This is a genomic window from Floricoccus penangensis, assembly GCF_001832885.1.
Taxonomy (GTDB): domain Bacteria; phylum Bacillota; class Bacilli; order Lactobacillales; family Streptococcaceae; genus Floricoccus; species Floricoccus penangensis.
The window spans coordinates 218,947-245,268 of sequence record NZ_MKIQ01000027.1; the positions used below are offsets into that span (position 1 = coordinate 218,947).

Consider the following 26,322-nt stretch of genomic DNA (forward strand, 5'->3'; position numbering starts at 1 on the left):
TCTGTATCTATCAAAATATACATTAGTGGTAAATCAAGATTTTTCTTTTCATAAGTATTATCCTGAAATTAGAAAAATTTTTCAATATTACATTTGTAATATTTGATAACTGAAAAGTATTAATTATATATAAAAATTTTTAAACTAAAAATATAAATTATTTATCGTAACGAAAAGAAAATTTTAAGATAGCATTCACATATTACATATTATATGTATTTGTTATGAAAATGGGGAGATTTATTTGCTAATTTTAATGCGTAGTGCATAAAATCAATAAGTAAGAGGGTATTGGAAATTAAAATGAAAAATAAAAAAATTATATTTCTATCAGTTGTAGTTTTATTAGCCGCTGCTGGGTGCTCAAACAAGAAGTCAGATGCTAAAACATCAACTTCATCAAGTACTTCAATATCAAGTACAAAATCAAGTACAGCTTCAACTACCAACTCAACTATTCCAGAAAGTGAAATTGATAATAATTCAGATGTTCAAAGTTCAGATGTACAAAATTCTGAAAATGATCAGAATGGTGAAACTGGAAGCAACGCACAACAACCTACTATTACAGATGGTGATTTAGATATTCAAGCAATTAATAATGGCGATTTTTCTACTCTTGTTGGTACATGGAAAAATGGAAAAGGGAATATAATTACAATAAATGCAGATGGAACTACAAACGGCAATATGACAATTAAAGCTGTTAAAGACTCTGACAAAACTAGTAAGGTTCCATATGTAGGCATTAGTAATGGCGAGACTGGGGCAGCAATAGGGCTTTTTAAAATCGGTTTTAAAAATCCAGATGGAGATCAATCTGACTCTAGTAAACCAAGATTAATTATTACCCAAAGCTCAAATAATTTTCCAGCAGACGAATATTACTATCGCTCTTCAGAAGAAGTACAAGCACCTACTGAAAATACTTCACAAAATAATGCAGATTTAGATATTTCAGCTATCAACAATGGCGATTTTTCTACATTAGTCGGAACATGGAAAAATGGTAAAGGTAATTTAATTACAATAAATGCTGATGGGACTACAAATAAATATGGGTCATTACACGCTGTTAAAGATTCAGATAAAACAAGTAAGATTCCATATGTAGGTATCAATGGAGCAGCAATCGGGCTTTTTAAAATTGGCTTTAAGAATCCAGATGGAGATCAATCTGATTCTAATAAGCCAAGATTGATTATTGCTCAAAATGGTGGAAATTATCCTGCAGATGAATATTATTACCGTCAGTAGTATTCAAAAAATATAAAAGAAATTTATATAGATAAAGATATCAATCATAGAACTGATATCTTTTTTTTATATCTATGGTATTGTTTTTATCGAATTATATAAATAAGCGAAAATCCATATTGGAAAAAGAAAGTTAAGAGAGGAATATTTTAATAATTTCAAAAAAAAATACAGCCATTGGCTGTATAATATTATCTTAACTTTGAGCATATATTCTTAATAGATTACCATCAGGATCTTCAACCATCGCAAAACGCTCACCCAACTTATTTGTAACAGGTTGTTGAAAAATTTTGATACCTGCATTAGTAAGTTTATGACATAGATCATCAACATCTTGAGCTGAATCACATAAGAAGGCAAGATCGATTTTGCTTCCAGATGACATTGGAATAGATCCGTAGATTGACTCATGGTAACTAGGAGTACTAAGCGAAAGTTTTACTCCTTTATTATTTAAGAAGATACAATATTCAGTATCTCTAAGTAAAATCGAAAAACCTAGTAATTCATAAAATTTAAGTGACTCTTTAATATCATCTGTTATTATTTCTACCATTCCTAATTTCATAATATATAACCTCCTATTAAAATAAATTTTATAAGGACATCATATCATATACATAGAGATTTTTCATGAATTAAAAATGATATAATACTAGTAATAAATAAGGAGACTGAATTATGGCTAAACATGATATATTAACTTTTTTATGCGGAACTTGATGAATATGAACCTAAAATGTGACGCACTTTCCAGATTAATGGTGAGAAAACTATTGCGGAACTTTCATACGCATTAATGACCATGTTTGAAATGCGAGCATATCACTTATTTTCACTAAAGCATTTTAATTTTGAAAGCATCTCTGAAAAAATAAAAAATGAATTTCCAAATAAATTTATGGATGACTATATAGAATTGAATAAGAATAATTTTTTATTTATGGATAAATTGTATAAATTTGAAGATGATGATTTCTATGGAAGTCATACTATAACTCTTGATCCTTCTGATACAAAGATATCAAGTTTGAAAAACAGTGTAGGTGACAGATTTGTGTTCAACTATGATTTTGGGGATGGATGGCAGGTCAATCTTGTTTTGAAAAAATTTGAACGTGAAGAAGTATCACTTTCGACTTTACCTAAAGTAAATGAATTTAAATTCAGAACCATTTAATATTATAGAATGTGGTATCAAAGATATAGAATCTGCAAGTCCTCATGATATGGATTATTATTATTCAAAGGAATAAGATAAGTACGGAGTTCGTGGAATTGAACTAGAAAAATAAATATCAAATGGTTAATATTTAAGGATTAATTGTATTTTTAACTTTCTAAATATGTGATAAAATAGTCTTTATAAATTATTAGTAAGGAAGTATTATGACTGAACAAGAATTTTTACAAGAATTAAAAGAAATTAATTTAATAAATCAAGCATCGACTGTTCTTAACTGGGATAGTTCAACTGGAATGCCAGATAAGGCTGCAGAAGATCGTGGAGAAGTAGAAAGCTACTTGGCTGGACTTGCTTTTGAAAAATCAGTTGGTCCTAAAATCAAAGAAGCAGTAGAATATTTTTCTGATGAAGAGCATAAGAAAGAATTGTCAGAAGTTGGACTAGCAGCATTTGAACTAGTTAAGGAAGATTATGAATTAAATAATGCAGTACCTGCAGATTTAATGCGTGATTTCTCACGTGCGACTTCAAAAGCTTACAGTGCATGGCACAAAGCTCGTACAGCAAGTGACTTTTCACTATATCGTGATGAATTAGCTGAAAATATTCGTATTGTTAAAGAGCTACTTCCATATTGGAAAAAAGATGAAGCAACTGACTATGATGTCCTTCTAAACAAATATGAACCAAAAATGACTTCAGAAAAACTTGATAAAGTTTTTAATCAAGTCCGTGATGGGATTATGGAAATTCGTGAAGTTTTAGCCAAAGAAGGAACAGAACCAAATACAGATTTCTTAAATCGTAAAATGACTGAAGAACAACAACGTAAATTTGTAAAACAAGTAGTTGCTGATCTAGGATTTGATTTTACTAGTGGTCGTTTAGATAATACAGTTCACCCATATATGACTGGGATTAACAATAATGATATTCGTATTACAACTCGTTGGGATGAAGAATTTTTCCCAGCAGGGGTATTTGGGGTAATTCACGAAGCAGGTCACGGTATGTATGAGCAAAATATTGATAGTAAGTATGCATATACACCAGCTCTATCAGGAACTTCAATGGGAATCCACGAATCACAATCGCTTTTCAATGAAATTATCATCGGAAGCAACCGTGAATTTTGGAAAAAACAATATCCATTCTTCCAAGAATGTGCTGAAGGTACATTCGATGATATTTCATTTGATGACTTCTATGATTCGCTCAAGAAAACTCAAGCAAGCCTAATACGTGTAGATGCTGATACTTTGACTTATGTACTGCATATTATTATCCGTTATGAGATTGAAAAGATGATTATCAATGAAGATATTAATATTGATGATCTTCCTCAAATCTGGAACGATAAATATGAAGAGTATCTAGGTATTCGACCTGAAAATGATGCTGACGGTATCCTACAAGATGTCCATTGGTCTGGAGCAGATTTTGGATACTTCCCATCATATGCCCTAGGTTATATGTATGCTGCTCAACTTCATAATGCTATGAAGAATGATGTTGATGTGGATGCTGTACTTGCAAGTGATGACTATTCACCAATTAGAAAATGGTCAACTGAACATATACATCAATACGGAGCATCTCGTAAGCCAAATCAATTAATCATGGATGCGACTGGTGAGGAATTAAATCCTCAATATCTACTTGATTACTTGAAAGAAATATATTACAGTGTATATAAAGTAAAATAAGATAATTTGATTATATGAAATTGAGATTTTGATTTTTCTCGAAAATCTCTTTTTCATTTTTTATGTGCATTTATTATATTTTTAACTTAATATTTAAGGAATGGGAGAATTAAAATGATAGGTATAATCACTAATACCTTAGCAATAGCATTGGGGAGTGTTATTGGGGGAGTCTTTAAAAAAGGAGTAAAGGAAGAATATCAAGATAGCCTTATGGCAGCTATGGGTCTTGCAGCGCTTGGTTTAGGTATAAACGCAGTTGTTTCAAATATGCCTAAAAGTGTTTACCCTGTTCTGTTCGTAGTTTCACTTGCTGTCGGTTCATTACTTGGAGAAATTTGGAATTTGGATGGTAAATTTACTAAACTTCTAGATTTATTTTCACTTGGTAATTTAGGAACAGGTATTTCAACTGGAATCTTACTTTCGTGTATGGGATCTCTATCAATCCTTGGTCCGATTGAAAGTGCATTGAACAATAATCAAACTTACCTCTTTACAAATTCAACTCTTGATTTTATAACATTCATTGCCCTTGCAGCAACCTATGGAGTAGGTATGATATTTGTAGCACCTGTATTATTTACATGGCAGACATCAATTTTCATAGGAGCAAGATATCTAGAGCCATTTATGACACCACAATTTATGGCAGAACTTTCAATTGTAGGAGGATTCCTCATTTTTGCGTCAGGACTATCAATCTTGAAAATCAAAGAATTTAAGAGTATGAACCTACTTCCAGCACTATTAATTCCAATAGTATGGTTTACAATAATAAACTTTTTCTAAGCAGCCAAGCAAGAATCTTCTTGCTTTTTTTGTGGCCATGTACTAGTATTTAAGTAACAATATGAAATGTGAAGAGGTGGAATTATGAAACTTGCAGAACTCTTGATGGAGCGAAAAGATATTCAGATGAAACTTGCTGAAATTAAAGAAAGAATAAATTCAGTAGTTCGTATACAGGAAGGTGATACACCAGAAATTGATCCTTTAGTGTTAATTAAGCAGTTTGAAGAGACTAACAAAAGATTAGTTAAAGTTGTAGAAACCATCGAAAAAGCAAATCAAGAAACTCTTATGGATAAGGGACAAACTTTAGCTCAAGTACTTGTTGCACGTGAAGGATTAAGAAGACAACACCTTTTTTATACCTCAGTAATCAATCAAGCATCTGAAAAAGTACATCGATATTCTAATTCAGAAATTAAAGATATCGTGACAGTTGATGTTGCAGACCTACATAAGAAAAAAGATCAAGTTGCTAAAAAATTAAGAGAAATTGATGCGAAAATCCAAGAAAAAAATTGGAATGTAGAAGTGGAAGTTTAGGAATTTAGTGTGCGAGTATAAAAATGGATGTGTCCGTCCTGTATCTACGGTAAAGATTCAAACTACAATGGAGACTGAAACGAAGTCATTTTAATAACAGTTTATCGTTACATTTGACATTTCAATAGACACTTCCATGTGGAAAGTTTACAAATTACATATTACGACTATGCATCAATTTATACTTGAGGTTGGGTTTGGGGTGGCTATCTGGTTTTACTAGGTAGCTTTTGTATTTTTAATATCATTAATTTGACAGCGTGAATAATTTAGACCACACTAGTATATATGCTAACAATTAAGGAGAAGAAATATGGATCATAAAAATATGGAAAATCACGATCATCATATGGATAGTAATCAGAAACAAATGTCTAATATGTCTAAAGATGATATGAGTGATATGGATATGTCTTCAATGGACCATGGTTCTATGCCAATGGGACACATGAATCACGGTGATATGAAAAAGAGGTTAATCATTTGTATATTCTTGATGATTCCAATCTTACTTTTAACACCAATGATGGGTATGAAGTCATCAATACTTCATTTACCATACCAAGAAATAATAGTCTTGATATTTGGTACAATCATCTTTTTTTATGGAGGAAAACCATTTTTTGAGGGAGCAAAATCAGAACTAAAAAATAAAAAACCTGAGATGATGACCTTAGTTACATTAGGTATCTCCGTTTCATATTTATATAGCGTATATTCTACGATTATTAATATGACAGGTGGACATCAAATGGACTTTTGGTGGGAACTTTCTACCTTAATCGTTATCATGTTACTTGGTCATATCATTGAAATGAATGCCATAATGCAGGCTAATTCTAGTATGACTGAAATGGTTAAACTTTTACCTCATGAGGCACATCTTACAAGTGGTAAGGATATTCCCATTAATCAGGTAAAAGTAGGTGATTCTCTTTTAGTTAAGGAAAATGAAAGAGTACCTGCTGACGGGACGATAACTAGTGATAAGGCCATGCTTGATGAGAGTATGATAACTGGTGAATCGAGTGTCGTGCAAAAGAAAAAAGGGCAAGAAGTATTTGCTGGCTCACTAAACAAAAATTATCCTTTTGAGCTGAAAGTTACTGTCGTTGGTAAGGATAGCTATTTGTCTCAAGTTGCTAAGCTGGTGGAAGAAGCTCAGGGGAAAAAGAGCAAGGCAGAGACTATGGCTGATAAGGTTTCTAGCTGGTTATTCTATGCTGCCCTGATATTTGCCATCCTAGCCTTAATCATCTGGTCTGCAATCAACGGTCTCTCATATGGTATCATGATGGCGGTGACAGTGTTAGTAATTGCCTGTCCTCACGCATTGGGACTTGCTATACCTTTGGTCGTGTCAAGAACGAGTACCCTAGCTGCGAAAAATGGTCTTTTGATTCAAAACCGTGAACCTTTAGAAAATGTGTCTAAGCTCAAGTTCGCCTTAATGGACAAGACAGGAACATTGACTGATGGAGATTTCAAGGTTCATGATTATATGACTTTTTCTAAGGAATTTAGCCAAAAAGATATAGCGCAAATTATGGCTGCTCTTGAAGAAGGAAGTACTCATCCTCTTGCGCAAGCATTAGTTGAAGCGGTTAGTGATAATTCACTTAAGGCAAACAATATTGAAAATATTCCTGGCGTAGGCATTGAAGGTAATATTTCGGGAAAAGAATATAAAATCGTTAATGAAAAATATTTAAAAGAAAATGGAATAAATTATAATAAAATTGATAATGAGGATAATCTGACAGTTAGCTATCTAATATCTGGAAACGAGGTCATTGGTTTAGCGACACTCGGTGATAAACTTAAACCACAGGCTGAAACTCTTATTAAGGAACTGAAAAATCGCGGAATTGAACCTGTAATGCTAACTGGTGATAATGAAAAAGCAGCTCAAAAAGTTGCATCAGAATTAGGAATAAATGATTTTAGGGCTCAATTAAAGCCAGAAGATAAAGCAAAAATTGTTAAGGAATATCAAGAAAAAGGAAATGTTCTATTTGTCGGAGATGGGGTTAATGATTCACCAGCACTTGCCACAAGTGATTTAAGCTTTGCAATTGGAAGTGGGACAAGTGTTGCCATTGCAGCGGCAGATGTAATATTAGTCAATTCTAATCCTGAAGATATAATAAAAATGCTTGACCTTGCTAAAAATTCAAATCGTAAGATGAAAGAAAATTTGTGGTGGGGAGCAGGATACAATATCATTGCCATTCCTCTTGCAGCAGGTGTCTTGGCACCGATAGGAATTGTTCTATCACCAATTGTAGGTGCCATAATAATGAGTTTCTCTACAGTTATCGTAGCCATAAATGCAATGACATTAAAAGTTTAAGACCAACTTATGTTGGTTTTTCTTTCTTGTGTTTTACTTGGTTTCTTTGATTTTTGTAATTTTATCTTTGTTATTTATGTTACAATGATTTCAAAGGAGTAAGCTAATATGATTTATAAAGTAATATTAACCATGCTAGTGGGAACCTTTGGTGGTTTTCTAGCTAAAAAAATAAAACTTCCAGCCCCTTTTATGATAGGTAGTATGCTTGCAGTAGCAGTCTTTTCCGTAATTAGTGGACAGATGTATGCTCCGACAAACATCAAGTTGTTTGCGCAAATTGTAAGTGGTGCCTTTATTGGTCAGCAAGTGACTAAGAGTGATTTGAAAAATTTTCCAAGCTTGGTAAAGCCAATTGCTCTACTGATGTTATTTTTTACCATCAATACCTTTGTAATGGGATTTATCTTTAGTTATTTTTACGGGATGGATGCAGTAACAGCCCTCTTGTCTTGTCTACCAGGAGGCATAATGGACGTCTCACTCATTAGTATAGATATGGGTGCTGATTCAGGTGTTGTAGCAGTTATGCAACTTGCTAGACTCGTTGGTATGCTTTTAATCTTGCCATATTGGACAAAATTTATTATTAATAAATTCGGTAGTCAGGCTGAGAAAAAGAATAGCAATATTGAAGAGATTAAGGAAGAAGAAGAGATACTAGATCAAGAAAGTGACCAAGAAAGTACAGATGATAAATCCTCTGTATTTTCAAATAATGTGTTAGTTTTAATTGTATCAACTATTGGTGGATTGTTAGGAAAATGGATTGGAATTCCTGTTGGAGCATTAATATTTTCTTTGATATTTTCATTGGTCTTAAAGGTAACTAGAGATACAAAACCTCTATCAAATTGGATAAGATATATTGCACAAATTTCTGCTGGTTCAATAATTGGCTGTAGCTTTACTAGAGAAAATATGGAACAACTTTCAAAATTGATTATCCCTGTAATTCTTTTACTAATAAGTTATTTAGTAGTAAATGTAGTGTTTGCAAGAATAATTTATAAAAGGAACATCCTTGATTTACAATCAGCCTTATTTGCTTCATCACCGGCAGGAGCAACAGACATTTCACTCATTGCAGGTGAATTAGGTGGGGATATGCCAAAAATTGCTGGTATTCAAATAAGCAGAACACTTTACACTGTAATTGTCTTACCATATCTAGTAAGAATATTTTCTGTATTCTTAGAATAAAAATAAAAACCGAACGTTAAGATTAAAAAACACTATTATTGGTGTTTTTTTCTTGTGTATATTGAGTAACTTGTATACAATATATAAGGAAGCTTCATTAAAACAGGGATATTTGATGGTGAAGTAGCGAAGCCGTTCGCTTTTATGCGTTGGCCAGGTCGGTCCCCTGAACAATAAAGCCTAAGTCAGGAGATAATATGAACAATACACCAGTTTTTGATTACGAGGACATTCAACTAGTACCTAACAAATGCATCATTAAGAGCCGTTCTGAGGCAGATACAAGCGTTAAATTTGGTAAACACACATTTAGATTACCAGTTGTTCCCGCAAACATGCAAACTATTATTGATGAAGAAATCGCTGAATATCTAGCTAAAAATGATTATTTTTACATCATGCATCGTTTTGATGAAGCAGCTAGAAGACCATTTGTTGAAAAAATGAAAGCACAAGGATTAATTTCTTCAATTTCTGTTGGTGTTAAAGATAATGAATATGAATTTATTGATGAACTTGCAGAAGCAGGTTTGGTTCCTGACTATATCACGATTGATATTGCGCATGGCCATTCTGATTCAGTTATCAATATGATTAAATACATTAAAGAAAAACTTCCTGAATCTTTCGTTATTGCAGGGAACGTTGGTACGCCAGAAGCGGTACGTGAACTTGAAAATGCAGGTGCAGATGCAACAAAAGTTGGAATCGGCCCAGGTAAAGTATGTATCACTAAAGTTAAAACTGGATTTGGTACAGGTGGATGGCAATTAGCCGCAGTTCGTCTATGTGCAAAAGCTGCTCGTAAACCAATAATTGCTGACGGAGGAATCCGTACTCATGGTGATATTGCTAAATCTGTTAGATTTGGAGCAAGTATGGTTATGGTTGGATCATTATTTGCTGCTCATGAAGAATCACCAGGTAAGACAGTAGAAGTTGATGGACAATTATTTAAAGAATACTATGGTTCTGCAAGCGAGTACCAAAAAGGTGAGCATAAAAATGTTGAAGGTAAAAAAATTCTCCTTCCTCATAAAGGTAATTTACAGGATACCCTTACTGAGATGGAGCAAGATTTGCAGTCTTCAATTTCTTATGCAGGTGGGAAAGATTTAGAATCACTTACGAAAGTTGACTACGTAATTGTTAAAAATTCTATTTGGAATGGCGATTCACTATAATAATAAAAAGGTGTACTCTTGAATTTTCAAGAGTACACCTTTTTTAATTTGTTAAAATTCAATATTTTTCATAAATAAAAAGTGATCCTAAGATCTCTTTTTATTTATGCGTGAAGTACTCTATTCAAGAAGTCTTGTAAACGCGGATTTTGAGGATTATCAAAGATTTGCTCTGGTGTTCCATCTTCAAGAATTACACCACCATCGGTAAATAGTACTCTATTTGCAACTTTACGAGCAAATCCCATTTCGTGAGTTACAATTAACATTGTCATACCTTGTTTAGCAAGATTTTGCATAACGTCTAGTACATCACCAACCATCTCAGGGTCAAGTGCACTTGTAGGTTCATCGAAGAGCATTACATCAGGCTCCATTGCTAAGGCACGAGCGATAGCGACACGTTGTTTTTGACCACCTGATAGTGAATCAGGCATGGCATCTTTTTTATCTAAAAGTCCAACTGTTTCAAGAAGTTCTTCAGCTTTCTCACGAGCTTCATCAGGAGTCATTTTCTTTAGTTCAACAGGAGCATAAGTAATGTTATCAATTACACTCATGTTTGGGAAAAGGTTGAAGTGTTGGAAAACCATTCCAACATTCTGTCTTACTAAGTTCAAGTCAGTATTTTTATCTGCAAGGTCAAAATTATTAACTAAGACTGAACCGCTTGTAATTTTTTCAAGTCCATTCAAGGTTCTAAGAAAAGTTGATTTACCAGAGCCAGATGGTCCAATAATACAAACAACATCACCTTCATAGAATTGAGTTGTAATACCTTTCAAAACTTCATTATTACCAAATTTTTTATGTAAATCTTGAACATCAATTTTTAATTTAGCCATTATTTCATGTTCCTTTCTAATCTTCTTGCATAGCGGATAAGTATGTAGATTACGATTAAGTAAATCAAACCAACGATTCCGTATACTTTAAATGATTGGAAATTACGAGCAACAATAATTTTACCTGCTTGAAGAAGTTCCACAAGTCCAATTGCACTAATGATTGTTGTATCTTTCAAAGTAATAATAAATTGGTTAACTAAACTTGGAATTGTAATTTTAACAGCTTGAGGTAAAATTACTTTTCTCATTGTCCTTGCATATGGAACACCTAAACTACGACTTGCTTCCATTTGGCCAGTTGGTACTGCTTGAACACCAGAACGGACAATTTCAGCTACATATGCTGAAGAGTTAAGTGTTAGAGCAATTACACCAGCAACAAAGTCATTGAGTGGGCTAGCATGTCCAGTGAGCATTTCAAGTAAGTTTGGAATTCCATAGAAGATAAAGATTGCAAGTACCATTAATGGAACACCACGGATTAAGTCAACATATAATTCAGTAATCTTACGTAGGAAACCACTTGGACTCACGGAGAATAATCCAAAGATTACTCCAATAACTAACGCAAGAATAAATGAAACAACAGCTAGAAGGATTGTAACTCCAAGTCCTTTCAATAATTGTTGCCAGTTATTTTTAAGAATTCCAATTACTGTAGTTTCATCTGCTTCATTATTAGAAGATTTATTATCTCCAACATATTTATCTACAATTTTATCATATTGACCATTATCTTTGAGTTCAGCTAAACCGTTATTGAACATTTCAATAAGTTCAGGATTAGATCCTTTTTTAACAGCAAAACCGTACTCACCAATTTTTTCAGGTTTAATAGGTGTTGAGAATTTTCTACCTTGTTTAATAGCGTATTTAACAACTGGCTCGTCATCCATGAATGCATCAATACTTGAAGTATTCAAACTTTCATACATAGTATCAGCAGTATCAAATACTTTTATTTTGTAACCATATTTATCTTTATTTTTTTCAAGAAAATCTTGAGAGGCAGTACCATTTTTTACTCCGACTGTTAGTCCTTTAAGATCCTCATATGATTTTACTTTATCATTTCCTTCTTTAACTACAATTGTTGAATTAGCAGTAAAGTAAGGTTCAGAGAAATCAAATACTTTTTTACGTTCATCAGTTATTGACATACCAGCAATCATTCCATCCGCCTGATTTGCAAGGGTTTGGTCAACTGCAGTTTGGAAACCAACAAAATTCATTTTAATATTGAAGCCTTGATCTTGAGAAATTGCATTCATCAAATCTACATCAATACCGACATATTTTTTACTAGAATCTTGGAATTCAAATGGTGCAAATAAACTATCGCTCGAAATGTTATATTGACTTTTCACAGGTGTAGCTTTTTGGCTTTCCTTTTTAGAATCCTTATTATCAGACTTACCAATATATTTTCCAACTATTTTATCATATTCACCATTTGATTTTAATTCAGCAAGTGAGTCGTTAAATTGTTTGATAAGTTCTGGATGAGTTCCTTTTTTAACAGCAAAACCGTATCCACCAATTGGCTCAGCAGGCATATTAATAGCGATATCTTTACCTTGAGTGGCAGTGTAGGCTAAAACTGGTTTTTCATCCATTACGGCATCAACATCACCTATTTTTAAACTATCTAACATTTGTGATGCTTCGTTGAATGTTTTGACTTTATAGCCATACTCTTTTTCATGTTTTAATATGAATTCTTGAGATATAGTACTGTTTTTTACACCAACAGTTTTACCTTTAAGTTCTTCATAAGATTTAATAGGTTTTTCCTTGGTAGTAGCGATTACAATCTCAGATTTATAGTATTGATCTGAAAAATCGAAAATCTTTTTACGTTCGTCGGTGATAGACATACCAGCAATCACTCCGTCAACTTGACCTGACAGAAGAGAATTAACTGCTGCATCAAAACCTGGATTAGTAAGATCTAGGTCCCAATTATTCATTTCAGCGACTTTATTAATTAAGTCGATGTCGATACCAACATACTTCTTATTTGAATCTTGAAATTCAAATGGTGCGTTGGTTGAGTCACTAGCGATTTTAACTTTTTTCTCATCAGCATTTGCTGTAAAAACTGAGAAAAATGAAAATAAAAACGTTAGAATAACTAAAAATTTTTTATTCATTTTTTCCTCCAAAAATTTTTATACTCTAAATTATACCAAAAAAAATTAAACGTGTCAGAAATTATCACATATAAAGACATATAAAAAGAATGATAACGTTTTAATTATCACTCTTTTGTTTAATATTTAATTAGAAACCGTAAGTTCACTACCGTTTCGATAGACACCTTCGGGCATTACCCAGTCCTCATTAGGAACATTTTGAGAAAGATAAGTCATCATTTCTCTATATACATCTAAAGATACAGCGAGTTTTGGACCATATAAAGGATTTAGTTTGTTTTTATAACCTGTCCATACAGCCATTGAATAGTGTGGAGTATAACCGACAAAGTTTTCATCAGGAGCCATCAAATTATCAAGCATTCCATATTCAGCAACTACTTGTTCGAACTGTTCATCAGTATAGTTACTTGTACCAGTTTTACCTGCTTGAATAAGTCCCGGAATATAACCATTCGTCATTGTACCTTGAGTAATGACATCTTTGAGCATATCAGTCATCATATATGCAGTTGTTTCTTTCATTGCACGGATTTTTTCGGGTTTTAAGTTTGTTTCTTTACCCTCATCATCAATAATTTTAGTTACATAATAAGGTTTTGTATATATACCACCACTTGCAAAAGCAGCATAAGCAGAAGCCATTTTTTCCGAACTTGCTCCCCATTCTCTTCCGCTCTCGTTTGTATTACTTGAAATACCATTCGGATAACCCATTGTCTGATACTTAATATTTAATTTATTTAAGAATTCTGCTGAATTATCAAGTCCAACACTTTCCAGAGTTTTCACTGCAGGTACATTTCTTGATTGAGTAATGGCACGTCTAACAGTGATCTGTCCCTGGTATTTATGATCCCAGTTATATAGAGGTATATCTGTACCTGGATAATTGTATGGATTATCTGATAAGTATTTTCCAGTTGAATCATATACTCCATATTCATATGCTGGAGCATAATCAGTAATTGGTTTCATTGTTGAACCCCAGTCGCGGTCTGTATTGACAGCTTGGTTATTACCAAAAATTGTTCCAGGATCTTGTTTCCTTGCTCCAATTTGTGCTGCAACGGCACCAGTGCTAACATCAACAACTGTTGAGGCAACTTGCATATCGTTATCTGGATAAGAAACATATTCATCGCTATTTACAATATCATATAAGTATTTTTGAGCATTTGTATCTAAAGTAGTATATACTTTTAATCCACCGGTAGTAACATCTTGTCCAGTATCATTTTTGACTTGTTCAATTACTTGTTTGAGAAAATTATCTGCGTATGCAGGAATAGTGATAGAAGGTGATAGTTTTTGAAGCCCTTCATCAATCGGGGCTGCAACTGCTTTATCATAATCATCTTTAGAAATTTTTTCATATTGTAACATAGATGAAAGTACTGTGTTACGTCTTGTCTTAGCAGCCTCTGGATTTGTATATGGATTATATCCATTAGGAGATTGTGGCATACCTGCTAGTAGTGCTAGTTGAGAAAGCGATAAATCTTTTAATTCTTTACCATAGTAGGCTTTTGCAGCAGTACGCATTCCATAATATCCATTTGCCATATATACCTTATTTATATAGAAGGTAAGTATTTCTTCTTTTGATGCTTTACGTTCTAACTGAACTGATAGCCATGCTTCTTGGGCTTTACGTTTGACATTTTGGTCACTCTTATTAGTAGAGAAATATGAAAGCTTGATAAGTTGCTGAGTTAAAGTTGAACCACCCTGTGTAGTGTCGCTTTTTGCGTTGTGAAGAACACTACCCATTATACGTACAGGATCGACACCGCGGTGATTGAAAAATCTATGATCTTCTATTGATGTAATTGCATCAACAAGAGTTAAAGGAATCTCATTTGTTGCAACCATTTCTCTTTTTTCTTGACCTAAATCTGCAATTATATTTCCATCTTTGTCATAAACAATAGACGAAGGCTTGCTTTCAAGCTTTGAAACATCGAGCTTTGGAGCAGTTGTAGCGTAATGAATAAATAATCCACTCCCTATTAAAAATGCTAAGATGAAAAGAGATAAAAATATTATTAATGAATACTTTATAATTTTACGCATAAGTTTATTCTGATTTTTTGATTTCCTATCAGAACTTGTCATTTTGGTGTCCCCCTAAATACAATTTATTAATTATTTCTAAATATGGAATTCTTGGAATTTGACTCATTTCGATGCTATATCCATTCTCTCTAATGTAGGATAGTGGAATGGACTTTTTTCCATCTCTTAAATCATAGTAACTGGTTAAGAATTTTGAGTCTAAATAATATGTTTCCTTAAGTTTTGAAAAATGGAATAGCACAAAGGATATACCACCTTGCTTTCTTACTTTTTCCATATGTCTAATTTGATGCTCATGGAAGTTTTTCAAAGGAAAGGTTGTCGTTTGATTGGTTTCTTTGGCTTCGAAATCTATATATTTTCCTTTGTATACACCTGAGTAATCGGTTGTAGATGCCTGTTTGAAGTATGCTTCAACAATTTTTGCACGACTTCTCCTAGGGTAATCTACTTTAACTATCTGAATTGGTGTAGGTTTTTTATGAATGACAGCAATATCATGAACTAAATAATATTCATTAGTTGCATTTATTTCTGTTTCAAAACTCATTCCGCGATTAGCAAAATTAACTTTATTGTTATTATTATCCTTATTTGAAGGAGTAGTTTTTTTAATACCATTTGGATATTTCACCTTAGTACTCCTTTGATAGTGATTGTTTACTATTGCCAAAATGCATTCGACATAGCTATAATGATTATAACATAAAAAAAATAATTGAGGCAGAGTATTTAAATGAAAAGTTTACTTATATGTGGTTATAAAGATTATGAATTAGCTATATTTAAGAGTAGTGATCCTAGAATTACAGTTATAAAAAAAGATATAAAAAAACATTTATTAAAATTTATTGATGAAGGATTAGAATGGTTAATATTTTCTGGAAATAAAGGTTTTGAGTTTTGGGCATATGAAGTAGCAAATGAATTAAAGGGTGATTATAATTTGCAGCTAGCAGTTATATTCAATTTCAAGACCCATGGAGAAAACTGGAATGAAGAAGGGAAAATGATTATTTCAGAATATCTTAAGGCAGATTTTGTACAGTATGCATATGATAAATATGAAAATCCTGGTCAATTTAAAGAATATAATAGATTCCTGTTAAATCATACTGATGGATGTTTTTATTTTTATGATCAAGAACATGAGACAAATTTTAAATATTTATTGAAGATGGTTCAAGAAAAAGAAGATTATGAAAGTTTTGGAATTGATTTTGAAGAACTTGAAGAATTTTCTAGAGAGCTAAATGATGACTATTCATCTTGAAAGCTAATAGTCTTTCTGATAGAATTGTTTTAGAAAAAGTATAACGAATATCAAGGAGATATTAATGGCGAATTTTAATTTTACCCCAAAAGATATATATGAGAAGCATTTTGATAAAAAAATGAGAGGATATGATCCAGAACAAGTTGATGTAGTACTTGATGAAATTATTAGAGACTATGAAACTTATGAAGACGAGATTCTTAGTTTAAGAGAAGAAAATGAATTTCTGCGTTCAAAAATATCAAAAATGCAGGAAAAACCTAATAATGCTGAAGATGGTGATACAAAGCGTATTGAACCTGCTCAAATTATTGCTGCGACTGAAAAAGCTAAACAAGTTTCACCAAGAAAGCAATATCAAGAAGGCTCAAACTTTGATGTTTTGAAAAGATTGTCACGTTTGGAATTGGCAGTATTTGGTGCACAAGACAAAAAACTTGAAGACACAAATGAAATTGTTTAAATATTAATTGAATTAGCTTTGATTTATATATAAATATTTGATATAATGGGAGAGCAATTTTCGGATAATCGCGCTATTTTATGGTGAGGAAAGTCCATGCTCGCACAGGCTGCGATGCCTGTAGTGATTGTGCTAGGTGAAACAATAAGCCTAGGGACGTAAGTTACGGCTGAAAAATTCGCTAAGTAGTTTTATATGCGGAGAGTATCTGTAAAAGTGCCAAAGAGACGAGTTTAGCTGGAAACGGTTAAAGTGGAACGTGGTAAACCCCTCAAGCGAGCAACCCAAACTTTGGTAGGGGCACTTGTCAAGCGGAATTGAACGTGAGACGAGGTCGATATGACAGACAGATGATTATCGAAGGTGTAAGGCCTGGTTACACTGGAACAAAACATGGCTTATAGAAAATTGTTTTACAGGATATGGCTGGGTTTTTGCTCAGCCGTTTTTTTAAAGAATAAGGATAAATATGACTGAAAATTATAAATTAGTAGCTACAAGTGCTGCAGGTATTGAATCATTGGTATCAAGAGAGTTAAAAGAATTAGGAATTGAAAATAAAATTGATGATAATTCACGTGTTTTATTTTCAGGTAACAATGAAACTATAGCATTAGCCAATCTTTGGCTTAGGACAGCAGATCGTGTAAAAATTATTGTGGGTGAATTTGAGGCAAATACTTTTGAAGAACTTTTTCAAGGTGTTTTAGCATTAAATTGGCAAGATTACTTACCACTTGGATATGCTTTCCCAGTTACAAAAGCAAAATCTGTGAAATCAACATTGCATAATGAACCAAGTATTCAAGCAATTACAAAGAAAGCAATTGTAAAAAAATTACAAACTCATTTTCACCGTCCAGATGGAGTTCCACTTATTGAAAACGGTCCTGTAGTACCTATTGAAGTAAGCATTCATAAAAATAAAGCAACGATATTGATTGATACAAGTGGTGAAAGTCTTTTCAAAAGAGGGTATCGTATTGATAAAGGCGGAGCACCTATTAAAGAAAATATGGCTGCATCTATCATTATGCTTACAAATTGGCGTGTGAATATGAAGCGACCATTCGTTGATCCTACATGTGGTAGTGGAACATTTCCAATTGAAGCAGCTATGATTGCAAGAAATATTGCACCAGGATTAAGACGTAATTTCATTTGTGAAGAATGGAACTGGTTTGGAAAAGATACATTCAATAAACTTAGAGCTGAAGCTAAAGGTAAAATAAATAAAGATATTGAATTAGATATTTCTGGATTTGATATTGATGGACGTATGGTTGAAATCGCTAAAGAGAATGCAAAAGTTGCGGGTGTTTATGATGATATCAACTTTAAACAAATGCGTTTACAAGATTTTCATACAGATAAAGAAGATGGTGTTATAGTATCAAACCCACCTTATGGAGAACGACTTCTTAAATTTGAAGACGTAAAAGTTCTATATAAGGAAATGGGAGAGGTCTTTAGACCACTTACAACATGGAGTAAATATATTCTAACAAGTGATTTGATGTTCGAAGAAAAATATGGTCAAAAGGCAACCAAGAAACGTAAACTATATAATGGTACATTGCGTGTTGACCTATATCAATATTTTGGGAAAAGAAAATGACAGAGAAAGATAAGATAAAAAAAGAAGAAGTTGAATCTACTGCAGACTCATCAACTACTAATAAAGAAACAAATAAAGATGATTCATTGGGAAGTAGAGATGTTTTAAAGGAAACATTGGAGACTGAGCAACTAAATGATGAAAATAAGGATTCTGATTCAGCAAATGAAAATAAATTAAATAATGATTTGGATGATTCTGAGGAAATTAGAATCCATAAAGAAGAAGTTTTAGATTTTGTAAAAGCTTCTGATTTAACTATAGAAGAAATCAGAGATATTGCTGAGGCCCAAGAGAATAAAAATAAAGAAAATGAATCAGTTTTAGATGCATATATTAGGCAACATCGTGGTGAGATTGAGGCAAGTAAGAAAATTCGTAAAGAAGATATAATTGACCATTTGAATGAATTAGCTGAAAAAAATCCCCAATTAATTTCTGAAGTTAATAAAACAGATGAAAAAATAGTTCCAGATAATGTTGTTAATTTAGTTATTAACAAAGATGAAACTAAAAAGGATGAAAATAATTCTACTGATGAAGATATTTTAAAAAAATCAGATGAAGATTCTGATTTAGAAAAATCAAAAACTAAGTCAAAAAAGACATGGGTTTATGTTCTTCTTGCTTTACTTGCTTTGTTTGCTGCCGGAGGCATTGCTGTTACACAAGCTAACAAAAAAGCAGCAATGGAACGTGAAGAACAAGCATTAAAAGCCGCCAATTTAAAGAAAAAAGAAGATAATTTTGAATCACTATTTAATACTTACTATACTGACGATAAACATACTGCAGTTAAAAACGATATGATTAACAGTTTAGATGAATTAAAAGATGCATTAGAAAAAACTAAAGACACAGACAAATACAATGAATTCAAGGGTGAAGTTGATAATCTTAAGAAACAAGTAGACTCATTAAATGTAATTAATTCAAAGTTTAATAAGCCTGTAATTGTGGATGGTAAACTTATTAAAGATGCTCACGCGAAACCGAATGTGGATTTTGTTGTAAATAAATCTGGACTTCCTGAACTTGATCAAACAATTGATGAAGCAGTTGCAATGGGTAAAAAACAACAAGCAGAAGATATAAAGAAGGCTGAAGAAGCAAAGAAAAAAGCTGAACAAGATAAGAAGAAAGCCGAAGAAGCAAAGAAAAAAGCTGAAGATGACAAAAAAGCTCAAGATGCAGCGGCACAAGCAGCTGCTCAGCAAGCTCAAGCTGCTCAAACAGAGCAACAACAGTCGGCAGCAAGCAATCAGACACAAGGAGGGATTGATAATCTCTCGCGAGTACCTATAAATCAAGCAGCAGTTGACGATACATCTAATCCTGCTTGGTTATGGAAAGACGGTGTACTTGATGGTATTGTAAATACATCAAGACAGCGTGGTTACTTCAAAGGGAATGAATATTATGTTACTCCTGTAAATATTATAAATGGCAATGGATACTATAATATGTATAAAACAGATGGAACATATTTATTTAGTATCAATTGTAAGACTGGTTATTACTTTGGTAATGGATCGTCTGGAAGTCCAGGAAAAAATTCCGATTTTTAATATTTAAGCATTATTTTCTTAACTATCTAATTGAATTATGACTTAAAGTTCGTAAATCGCCAATCATTTGGTGGTTTTTTCTTTTTGGACTTGACTAATTACGAAAATTACTTAATAATAGTAATATCAATATAATATAGGAGAAAAAATGTTAGAACGTTATACTCGCCCTGAAATGGGAGCAATTTGGACTGAGGAAAATAAATATCGCGCATGGCTTGAAGTTGAAATTTTAGCCGATGAGGCATGGGCAGAACTTGGTGAAATTCCAACTGAAGACGTTGCAAAAATTCGTGAAAATGCTGATTTTGACATTAATCGTATTTTAGAAATTGAAAAAGAAACTCGCCATGACGTTGTAGCATTCACAAGAGCGGTATCTGAAACTCTAGGTGATGAAAGAAAATGGGTTCATTATGGACTTACATCTACTGACGTTGTTGATACAGCATATGGTTATTTATATAAACAAGCAAATGACATTTTAAGACAAGATTTAAAAAACTTTTTAGAAATTATTGGTAATAAGGCTCGTGATCATAAGTACACCGTAATGATGGGACGTACGCATGGTGTGCATGCCGAACCAACAACATTCGGTCTTAAACTTGCTACTTGGTATTCAGAGATGAAACGTAATATTGAAAGATTTGAGGCAGCAGCAAAAGGTGTTGAAGCTGGTAAAATTTCAGGTGCCGTGGGTACTTTTGCAAATATTCCTCCATTCGTTGAGGAATATGTTTGTAACGAGTTAGGAATTCGAGCACAGGAGATTTCAACTCAAGTGTTACCAAGGGATTTACATGCTGAATACTTTTCAACTTTAGCTATTATTGCGACAAGTATTGAAAGAATGGCAACTGAAATTCGTGGTCTTCAAAAATCGGAACAACGAGAAGTTGAAGAATTCTTTGCTAAGGGTCAAAAAGGATCTTCAGCAATGCCTCATAAACGCAATCCTATTGGATCAGAAAATATGACAGGGCTTGCACGCGTTGTTCGCGGTCATGCTGTAACAGCATTTGAAGATATTGCACTTTGGCATGAACGTGATATTTCTCATTCATCAGCTGAAAGAATTATTGCACCTGATACAACTATTTTAGTTGATTATATGCTAAATCGTTTTGGAAATATTGTTAAGAACTTGACTGTTTTCCCTGAAAATATGCGTCGAAATATGGATGCTACTTTTGGTTTGATTTATAGTCAGCATGTAATGCTTAAATTAATTGAAAAAGGAATGGCTCGTGAAGCTGCATATGATTTAGTTCAACCACTAACAGCTAAATCTTGGGATGAGCAAGTGATGTTCCGACCTTTAGTTGAAGAAAATGAACAAATACGTCAATACTTAACTGATAAAGATATTGATGCAGCGTTTGACTATAATTATCATTTGAATCGCGTTGATGAAATCTTTGATAGAGTAGGATTGTAATTTATAATTATATAACTACTATTTTCTGAAAAAGTGAGAAAATCTCACTTTTTTTTGATACAATATATTAAAATCTTGTAGGAGAATGATATGACATTAAATATTGCATTATTAGGATTTGGTACAGTAGCACAGGGTGTACCATTTCTATTAAATGAAAATAAAGAAAAAATTGAACAAGCAGTAGGTACTAATGTTGAAATTAGTAAAATTCTAGTATTAGAAAGTTCAAAAGAGAGACTTGAAAAACAGTTTGACCATAACTTTGTAACTAGAATTGAAGATATAGTAGACGATTCAGAGATTGATATTGTAATAGAATTAATTGGTCGAATTGAACCTGCTAAAACATATATTACAAAAGCTTTGAAATCAGGTAAGCATGTAGTTACTGCTAACAAGGATTTACTAGCTACCCATGGTCAGGAATTAATTTCAATTGCTGAAACGAACGATGTTTCACTTTACTATGAAGCAGCAGTAGCTGGGGGAATTCCTATTCTTCGTACACTTGCAAATAGCTTAAATAGCGATAAAATTACAAAAGTTCTTGGTATTGTAAATGGTACTAGTAACTTTATGATGACTAAGATGGTCGATGAAGGATGGTCATATGAGGAAGCATTGAAGACTGCTCAAGAACTTGGATTTGCTGAGAGTGACCCAACAAACGATGTTGACGGTATTGATGCGGCATACAAGATGGTTATTCTGAGTCAATTTGCTTTTGGAATGAATATCGAAGTTGATCAAGTATCTAAGACTGGTATTCGAAATATTAGTCCTGAAGATGTTGAGATGGCTGCTAAACTGGGTTATGTTATCAAGCTAGTTGGTAGCATTGAAGAAGTAGAGAGCGGTCTCTTTGCTCAAGTTAGCCCGGTCTTTATTCCAAAAGGACATGCGCTTGCTAGTGTTAATAATGAAATGAATGCAGTGTACGTTGAAAGTATTGGTATTGGGGAAAGTATGTACTATGGTCCTGGTGCAGGTCAACGTCCAACAGCAACTAGTGTTGTAGCAGATATTATTAATATCGGAAAAGAAATTCAGGCTGAAATTCCAGCTCATCCTTTTAATCAATTTAAACGTGAAACTGTACTTGCTAACCCTGATGATATAAAAAGTAAATATTATTTCGCTCTTGAAGTTCCAGATAAGAATGGTCAAATTCTTAAACTTTCTGAAATTTATAATGATACGGAAATATCTTTTGCACAAGTTTTCCAACAAGGTTCAAATGGAAGTACAGCTCGTGTTGTAATTATCACACATGAAATGACTCAAAAACAACTTCATGAAGTTACTGAGAAAATTGAAAGTGTTCCTGAATTTAAGTTATTAAATAGTTTCAAGGTTTTAGGTGCGTAAAATGAAGATTCGAGTACCTGCAACTTCAGCAAATATCGGACCAGGATTCGATTCAGTTGGTGTAGCTTTAAATTTATATTTAGAAATTGAAGTTTTTGAAGAAAGTGACAATTGGCATATTGAGCATGACTTGGGTGATGAAATTGCAAGTGATGAAAAAAATCTACTGATATCAACTGCCTTAAAGATTTCTCCTGAGCTGAAAGCTCGCAAGATAGTTATGAAGAGTGATATTCCCTTGGCACGTGGTCTCGGTTCAAGCTCGTCAGTTATCGTTGCTGGAATTGAACTAGCAAATAAACTGGCTAATCTTAATCTTACTGATGAAGAAAAGTTGAAATTTGCTACAGAGATAGAAGGGCATCCTGACAATGTCGCCCCTGCAATTATGGGTGATTTAGTTATTGCATCCACTGTGGCTGATGAGACAACGGCAATTGAAGCCGAGTTTCCAAATGCAACATTCATAGCTTTTATTCCTAGCTATGAATTGCTAACTTCTGATAGCCGTGGTGTATTACCAGCTGAATTACCTTATAAGGAGGCAGTTGGAGCAAGCTCAATTGCTAATGTGGCAATTGCTGCCCTAATGGAAGGTGATTTGAACAAGGCTGGAAAAATGATTGAGTCAGATTTATTCCATGAAAAATATCGTAGAAGTCTAGTCAAGGAATTTGAAGCAATTAGACAGATTGGACATGATAAGGGTGCTTATGCCACTTATTTAAGTGGTGCAGGTCCAACTGTAATGGTGATTGCTCCAGAAACAGTAGAAAAAGAAATTGTTTCTAGCATAGAATCTTTGGATTTGGATGGTAAAGTATTGTCCTTGAAAGTTGATAAAGAAGGAGTGCTTTGTGTCTAGTTCTACTAACCAAAATTTAAAAGAAAATGAAAATAGCAGGAGGAATCTTGGGATTCTTCTTGCTGTTCTTTGTCATATTTGTTGGGGACTTCTGAGTCTATTTTGGAAGTTTTTAGGAAATATAAACTCGCTCGAAGTTTTTTCTTACCGTATTATTTCAACTCTTATCACTATGTTTGTATACTTCTTAGTAAGTGGACGACTTGGTAAATTGAAGACAGAGTTGAAAAGTTTATTCAATGATAAAAAGCAATTATTAAATATGGTTTTAGCGAGTATTTTTATTGCAGTAAACTGGCTAACTTATATTTATGCGATAGGAAGTGGACAGGCATCAGCTGCCAGTCTTGGATATTATATTAATCCCTTAGTATCAGTATTACTCGCTGTCATATTTTTCCATGAAAAACTTGATCGATTTACAAAACTCTCAATTTTATTGGCCTTTGTTGGAGTAGTGATACTAACTGTTCAAAATGGAAAATTACCATTAGTATCTATAATACTACCTTTTTCATTTGCATTTTATGGTATGGCAAAAAAGAATACTAGTTTATCAAGTGATGTCTCAATGTTTGTTGAGAGTTTATTCCTTTCACCATTTGTTATTACTTATTTAGCTTTATTTGCAAAAAGTGGACCATGGAACTATACGAGTACCGAAAATATCGCCTTAGCTCTATCTGGTGCCATAACTGCCATTCCATTATTATTGTTTGCAGAAGCTTTAAAGCGTGCACCGTTAAGCATTGTTGGATTTGTTCAATATGTCAGTCCTACAATTCAGCTTATTATCGCAGTATTTGTATTTAAAGAACCATTAAGTCGAGGAGACTTATCAGGATTCATGTTTATTTGGCTTTCAATTATTGTCTTTACAATAGGACAAGTGATAATTAATAAGAAGAGGAAATTAAATGCTTAAAGATGCAAGTTATTGGGCTGAACAAGTTAAAAATAAGGAAGTTTCACCCTTAGAACTTCTTGATACCACGTTGGAAAAATATAAATCAGATGACCTCAATGCAATTGTTGAGTACGATTATGAATTAGCTGAAAAATGTTTGAATGAATGGGAGTACCAAGGTCGTCTATTTGATGGTGTACCAATCCCACTTAAGTGCCTAGGACAAGATTATAAAGGAATGAGTGCTACAGGAGCAAGTAAACTTCTTGTCGGAAACAAGGCTCAAATTACTGATAACTTTGTTCAATCTGTTCTTCAAGCTGGCTTTATTCCTTTTGGAAAAACTAATAGTCCTGAATTTGGATTTAAAAATATAACTGATAGCGAGTTGTATGGAGATTGTCTTAATGCCTGGGATAAATCTAGATATTCAGGTGGTTCAAGTGGTGGTGCTGCTAGTGCTGTTGCCTCAGGACTTGCCCCACTTGCGGGAGCTAGTGATGGCGGTGGAAGTATTCGTATACCTGCCTCATGGTCTGGCTTAATTGGGCTTAAACCAACTCGCGGTAGAACTGCAAAAGGTCCAGGAGGTTATCGTGGCTGGCAAGGTGCTTCAATTGACTTTGCAGAAACAATCTCTGTAAGAGATACTGCTCGCTTTTTAGCAGCAACTCAAGTTCTTCAAGAAGAAAATCCATATCCAGCTCCCTTATTAGATGAAAAAGGTCTTTTGAACCTTACATCACCTCAAAAGAGGCTTAAAATTGCTTATTCGATTGGATCTCCAGTAGGTACAAAAATCTCGGAAGAAGCGCAGGATGCTGTTCTTCAAACAGTCAAGTATTTAGAAGAGTTAGGCCACTATGTTGAACAAGTCGATTATCCAATAAATGGCCGTGCACTTATTGAAGATTATTATTTGATGAATGCTTCAGAAACTTTTGCCATGTTTGAGGCTGGTGGAGCTAGTTCACAAATTATAAAAGAATATACTGAGCTTATGACATACACCCTTTACGAGTTTGGTCGAAATGTTCCAGTTTCTGATTATATTAATAGCCTTAATACCTGGGAGAAAGCAAATCATGAATTCAATATTAAGATTTTTAATAATTTTGATTTATTCTTAACTCCCACAACAGCAACAGTTGCTCCAAAAACAACAATGGAACGTGAAACAAGCGAAACTTGTCAAAAGATGGAAAACATCACAGAGTTTGATTTTACGGAGCAAAAGAAAATTGTTTCCGATATGTTTGAACGTAGCTTAGAATTATCACCATATCCATTTGTGGTAAATTTAACTGGACAAGCAGCAATAAGTTTGCCAACATATGTAAGTCCTGACGGATTACCATTAGGAGTTCAATTTATGGGACCAAAAAATAGCGAAATTTTACTATTATCAATAGCTAAGGAATTAGAAGATGCAGGTAAATTTATCTTACCTGATTACTATAAAAAATAATGTGATTTAGTAGCCACAAATGACTTGTAAATCTT

23 protein-coding genes and 1 other RNA gene are annotated in these 26,322 nt (G+C 33.3%); 19 read left to right on the plus strand and 5 right to left on the minus strand.

The window, feature by feature from the left end; translation table 11 throughout:
- Window positions 1-303 precede the first annotated feature (303 nt).
- Window positions 304-1,257, plus strand: a complete 954-nt coding sequence (locus BG262_RS10915) for a DUF6287 domain-containing protein (protein ID WP_070787924.1) — start codon at window positions 304-306, stop codon at window positions 1,255-1,257.
- Between the two features lie 196 nt (window positions 1,258-1,453).
- Here the strand turns inward: BG262_RS10915 and BG262_RS05775 are convergent, their stop codons facing one another.
- The gene (locus BG262_RS05775) at window positions 1,454-1,828 is read right to left on the minus strand and encodes a VOC family protein (protein ID WP_070787925.1); all 375 of its coding nucleotides are present in this window, start codon (window positions 1,826-1,828) and stop codon (window positions 1,454-1,456) included.
- A gap of 189 nt (window positions 1,829-2,017) precedes the next feature.
- On the opposite strand from BG262_RS05775, the gene BG262_RS05780 reads away from it, so the two are divergent.
- The 8 genes from BG262_RS05780 to guaC all read left to right on the plus strand — a co-directional run bounded on the left by BG262_RS05780 (window position 2,018) and on the right by guaC (window position 10,227).
- Entirely contained in the window at window positions 2,018-2,440 is a 423-nt protein-coding gene (locus BG262_RS05780) for an IS1096 element passenger TnpR family protein (RefSeq protein WP_083312916.1), read from the plus strand.
- A 209-nt stretch (window positions 2,441-2,649) separates the two neighbouring features.
- Window positions 2,650-4,152 carry a carboxypeptidase M32 gene (locus BG262_RS05785; RefSeq protein WP_070787927.1) on the plus strand — a complete coding sequence of 501 codons (1,503 nt, stop codon included), beginning with the start codon at window positions 2,650-2,652 and terminating at the stop codon, window positions 4,150-4,152.
- A gap of 114 nt (window positions 4,153-4,266) precedes the next feature.
- A complete protein-coding gene (locus BG262_RS05790) occupies window positions 4,267-4,944 on the plus strand; it encodes a DUF554 domain-containing protein (RefSeq protein WP_070787928.1) in 678 nt (225 codons plus the stop codon).
- Window positions 4,945-5,028: 84 nt separating this feature from the next.
- The gene (locus BG262_RS05795) at window positions 5,029-5,487 is read left to right on the plus strand and encodes a DIP1984 family protein (protein ID WP_070787929.1); all 459 of its coding nucleotides are present in this window, start codon (window positions 5,029-5,031) and stop codon (window positions 5,485-5,487) included.
- A gap of 313 nt (window positions 5,488-5,800) precedes the next feature.
- Complete coding sequence (locus BG262_RS05800; protein ID WP_070787930.1) at window positions 5,801-7,840, plus strand: copper-translocating P-type ATPase; 2,040 nt, start codon at window positions 5,801-5,803, stop codon at window positions 7,838-7,840.
- 108 nt (window positions 7,841-7,948) lie between these two features.
- Window positions 7,949-9,043 (plus strand): AbrB family transcriptional regulator, encoded by a 1,095-nt coding sequence (locus BG262_RS05805; RefSeq protein WP_070787931.1) that lies wholly within the window; start codon window positions 7,949-7,951, stop codon window positions 9,041-9,043.
- A gap of 37 nt (window positions 9,044-9,080) precedes the next feature.
- Window positions 9,081-9,170: a DUF1563 domain-containing protein gene (locus BG262_RS11045; RefSeq protein ID WP_353511601.1), complete on the plus strand. Its 90-nt coding sequence runs from the start codon at window positions 9,081-9,083 to the stop codon at window positions 9,168-9,170.
- Between the two features lie 70 nt (window positions 9,171-9,240).
- A complete protein-coding gene (gene guaC, locus BG262_RS05810) occupies window positions 9,241-10,227 on the plus strand; it encodes a GMP reductase (RefSeq protein WP_070787932.1) in 987 nt (328 codons plus the stop codon).
- Between the two features lie 104 nt (window positions 10,228-10,331).
- Here the strand turns inward: guaC and BG262_RS05815 are convergent, their stop codons facing one another.
- The 4 genes from BG262_RS05815 to recU form a co-directional block, all read right to left on the minus strand.
- Window positions 10,332-11,072 carry an amino acid ABC transporter ATP-binding protein gene (locus tag BG262_RS05815; RefSeq protein WP_070787933.1) on the minus strand — a complete coding sequence of 247 codons (741 nt, stop codon included), beginning with the start codon at window positions 11,070-11,072 and terminating at the stop codon, window positions 10,332-10,334.
- Entirely contained in the window at window positions 11,072-13,228 is a 2,157-nt protein-coding gene (locus BG262_RS05820; RefSeq protein ID WP_070787934.1) for an ABC transporter substrate-binding protein/permease, read from the minus strand. Before BG262_RS05820 ends, BG262_RS05815 begins: the two co-directional genes overlap by 1 nt.
- Before the next feature lie 126 nt (window positions 13,229-13,354).
- On the minus strand, window positions 13,355-15,349 hold the full coding sequence (locus BG262_RS05825) for a PBP1A family penicillin-binding protein (protein WP_083312917.1): 1,995 nt from the start codon (window positions 15,347-15,349) through the stop codon (window positions 13,355-13,357).
- Complete coding sequence (gene recU, locus BG262_RS05830; protein WP_233278825.1) at window positions 15,336-15,944, minus strand: Holliday junction resolvase RecU; 609 nt, start codon at window positions 15,942-15,944, stop codon at window positions 15,336-15,338. The genes BG262_RS05825 and recU overlap by 14 nt, the downstream gene beginning before the upstream one ends.
- A gap of 102 nt (window positions 15,945-16,046) precedes the next feature.
- Between recU and BG262_RS05835 the strand changes: the two genes are divergently transcribed.
- From BG262_RS05835 to BG262_RS05880, 10 genes are all read left to right on the plus strand, one after another.
- Window positions 16,047-16,583, plus strand: a complete 537-nt coding sequence (locus BG262_RS05835) for an SLOG family protein (protein WP_070787935.1) — start codon at window positions 16,047-16,049, stop codon at window positions 16,581-16,583.
- 64 nt (window positions 16,584-16,647) lie between these two features.
- Entirely contained in the window at window positions 16,648-17,049 is a 402-nt protein-coding gene (gpsB, locus tag BG262_RS05840) for a cell division regulator GpsB (RefSeq protein ID WP_070787936.1), read from the plus strand.
- 56 nt (window positions 17,050-17,105) lie between these two features.
- Window positions 17,106-17,455: RNase P RNA component class B (gene rnpB / locus BG262_RS05845), an RNA gene on the plus strand.
- 63 nt (window positions 17,456-17,518) lie between these two features.
- Window positions 17,519-18,667 carry a THUMP domain-containing class I SAM-dependent RNA methyltransferase gene (locus BG262_RS05850; RefSeq protein ID WP_070787937.1) on the plus strand — a complete coding sequence of 383 codons (1,149 nt, stop codon included), beginning with the start codon at window positions 17,519-17,521 and terminating at the stop codon, window positions 18,665-18,667.
- Window positions 18,664-20,235 (plus strand): cell division site-positioning protein MapZ family protein, encoded by a 1,572-nt coding sequence (locus BG262_RS05855; RefSeq protein ID WP_070787938.1) that lies wholly within the window; start codon window positions 18,664-18,666, stop codon window positions 20,233-20,235. The genes BG262_RS05850 and BG262_RS05855 overlap by 4 nt, the downstream gene beginning before the upstream one ends.
- Window positions 20,236-20,383: 148 nt before the next feature.
- The gene (purB, locus tag BG262_RS05860) at window positions 20,384-21,676 is read left to right on the plus strand and encodes an adenylosuccinate lyase (RefSeq protein ID WP_070787939.1); all 1,293 of its coding nucleotides are present in this window, start codon (window positions 20,384-20,386) and stop codon (window positions 21,674-21,676) included.
- 90 nt (window positions 21,677-21,766) lie between these two features.
- Window positions 21,767-23,047, plus strand: coding sequence for a homoserine dehydrogenase (locus tag BG262_RS05865; protein ID WP_070787940.1), 1,281 nt, complete (start codon window positions 21,767-21,769; stop codon window positions 23,045-23,047).
- Window position 23,048: 1 nt separating this feature from the next.
- Complete coding sequence (gene thrB / locus BG262_RS05870; protein WP_070787941.1) at window positions 23,049-23,912, plus strand: homoserine kinase; 864 nt, start codon at window positions 23,049-23,051, stop codon at window positions 23,910-23,912.
- Window positions 23,905-24,837, plus strand: coding sequence for an EamA family transporter RarD (gene rarD / locus BG262_RS05875; protein ID WP_070787942.1), 933 nt, complete (start codon window positions 23,905-23,907; stop codon window positions 24,835-24,837). Before thrB ends, rarD begins: the two co-directional genes overlap by 8 nt.
- Window positions 24,830-26,287, plus strand: coding sequence for an amidase family protein (locus BG262_RS05880; RefSeq protein ID WP_070787943.1), 1,458 nt, complete (start codon window positions 24,830-24,832; stop codon window positions 26,285-26,287). Before rarD ends, BG262_RS05880 begins: the two co-directional genes overlap by 8 nt.
- Window positions 26,288-26,322 lie beyond the last annotated feature (35 nt).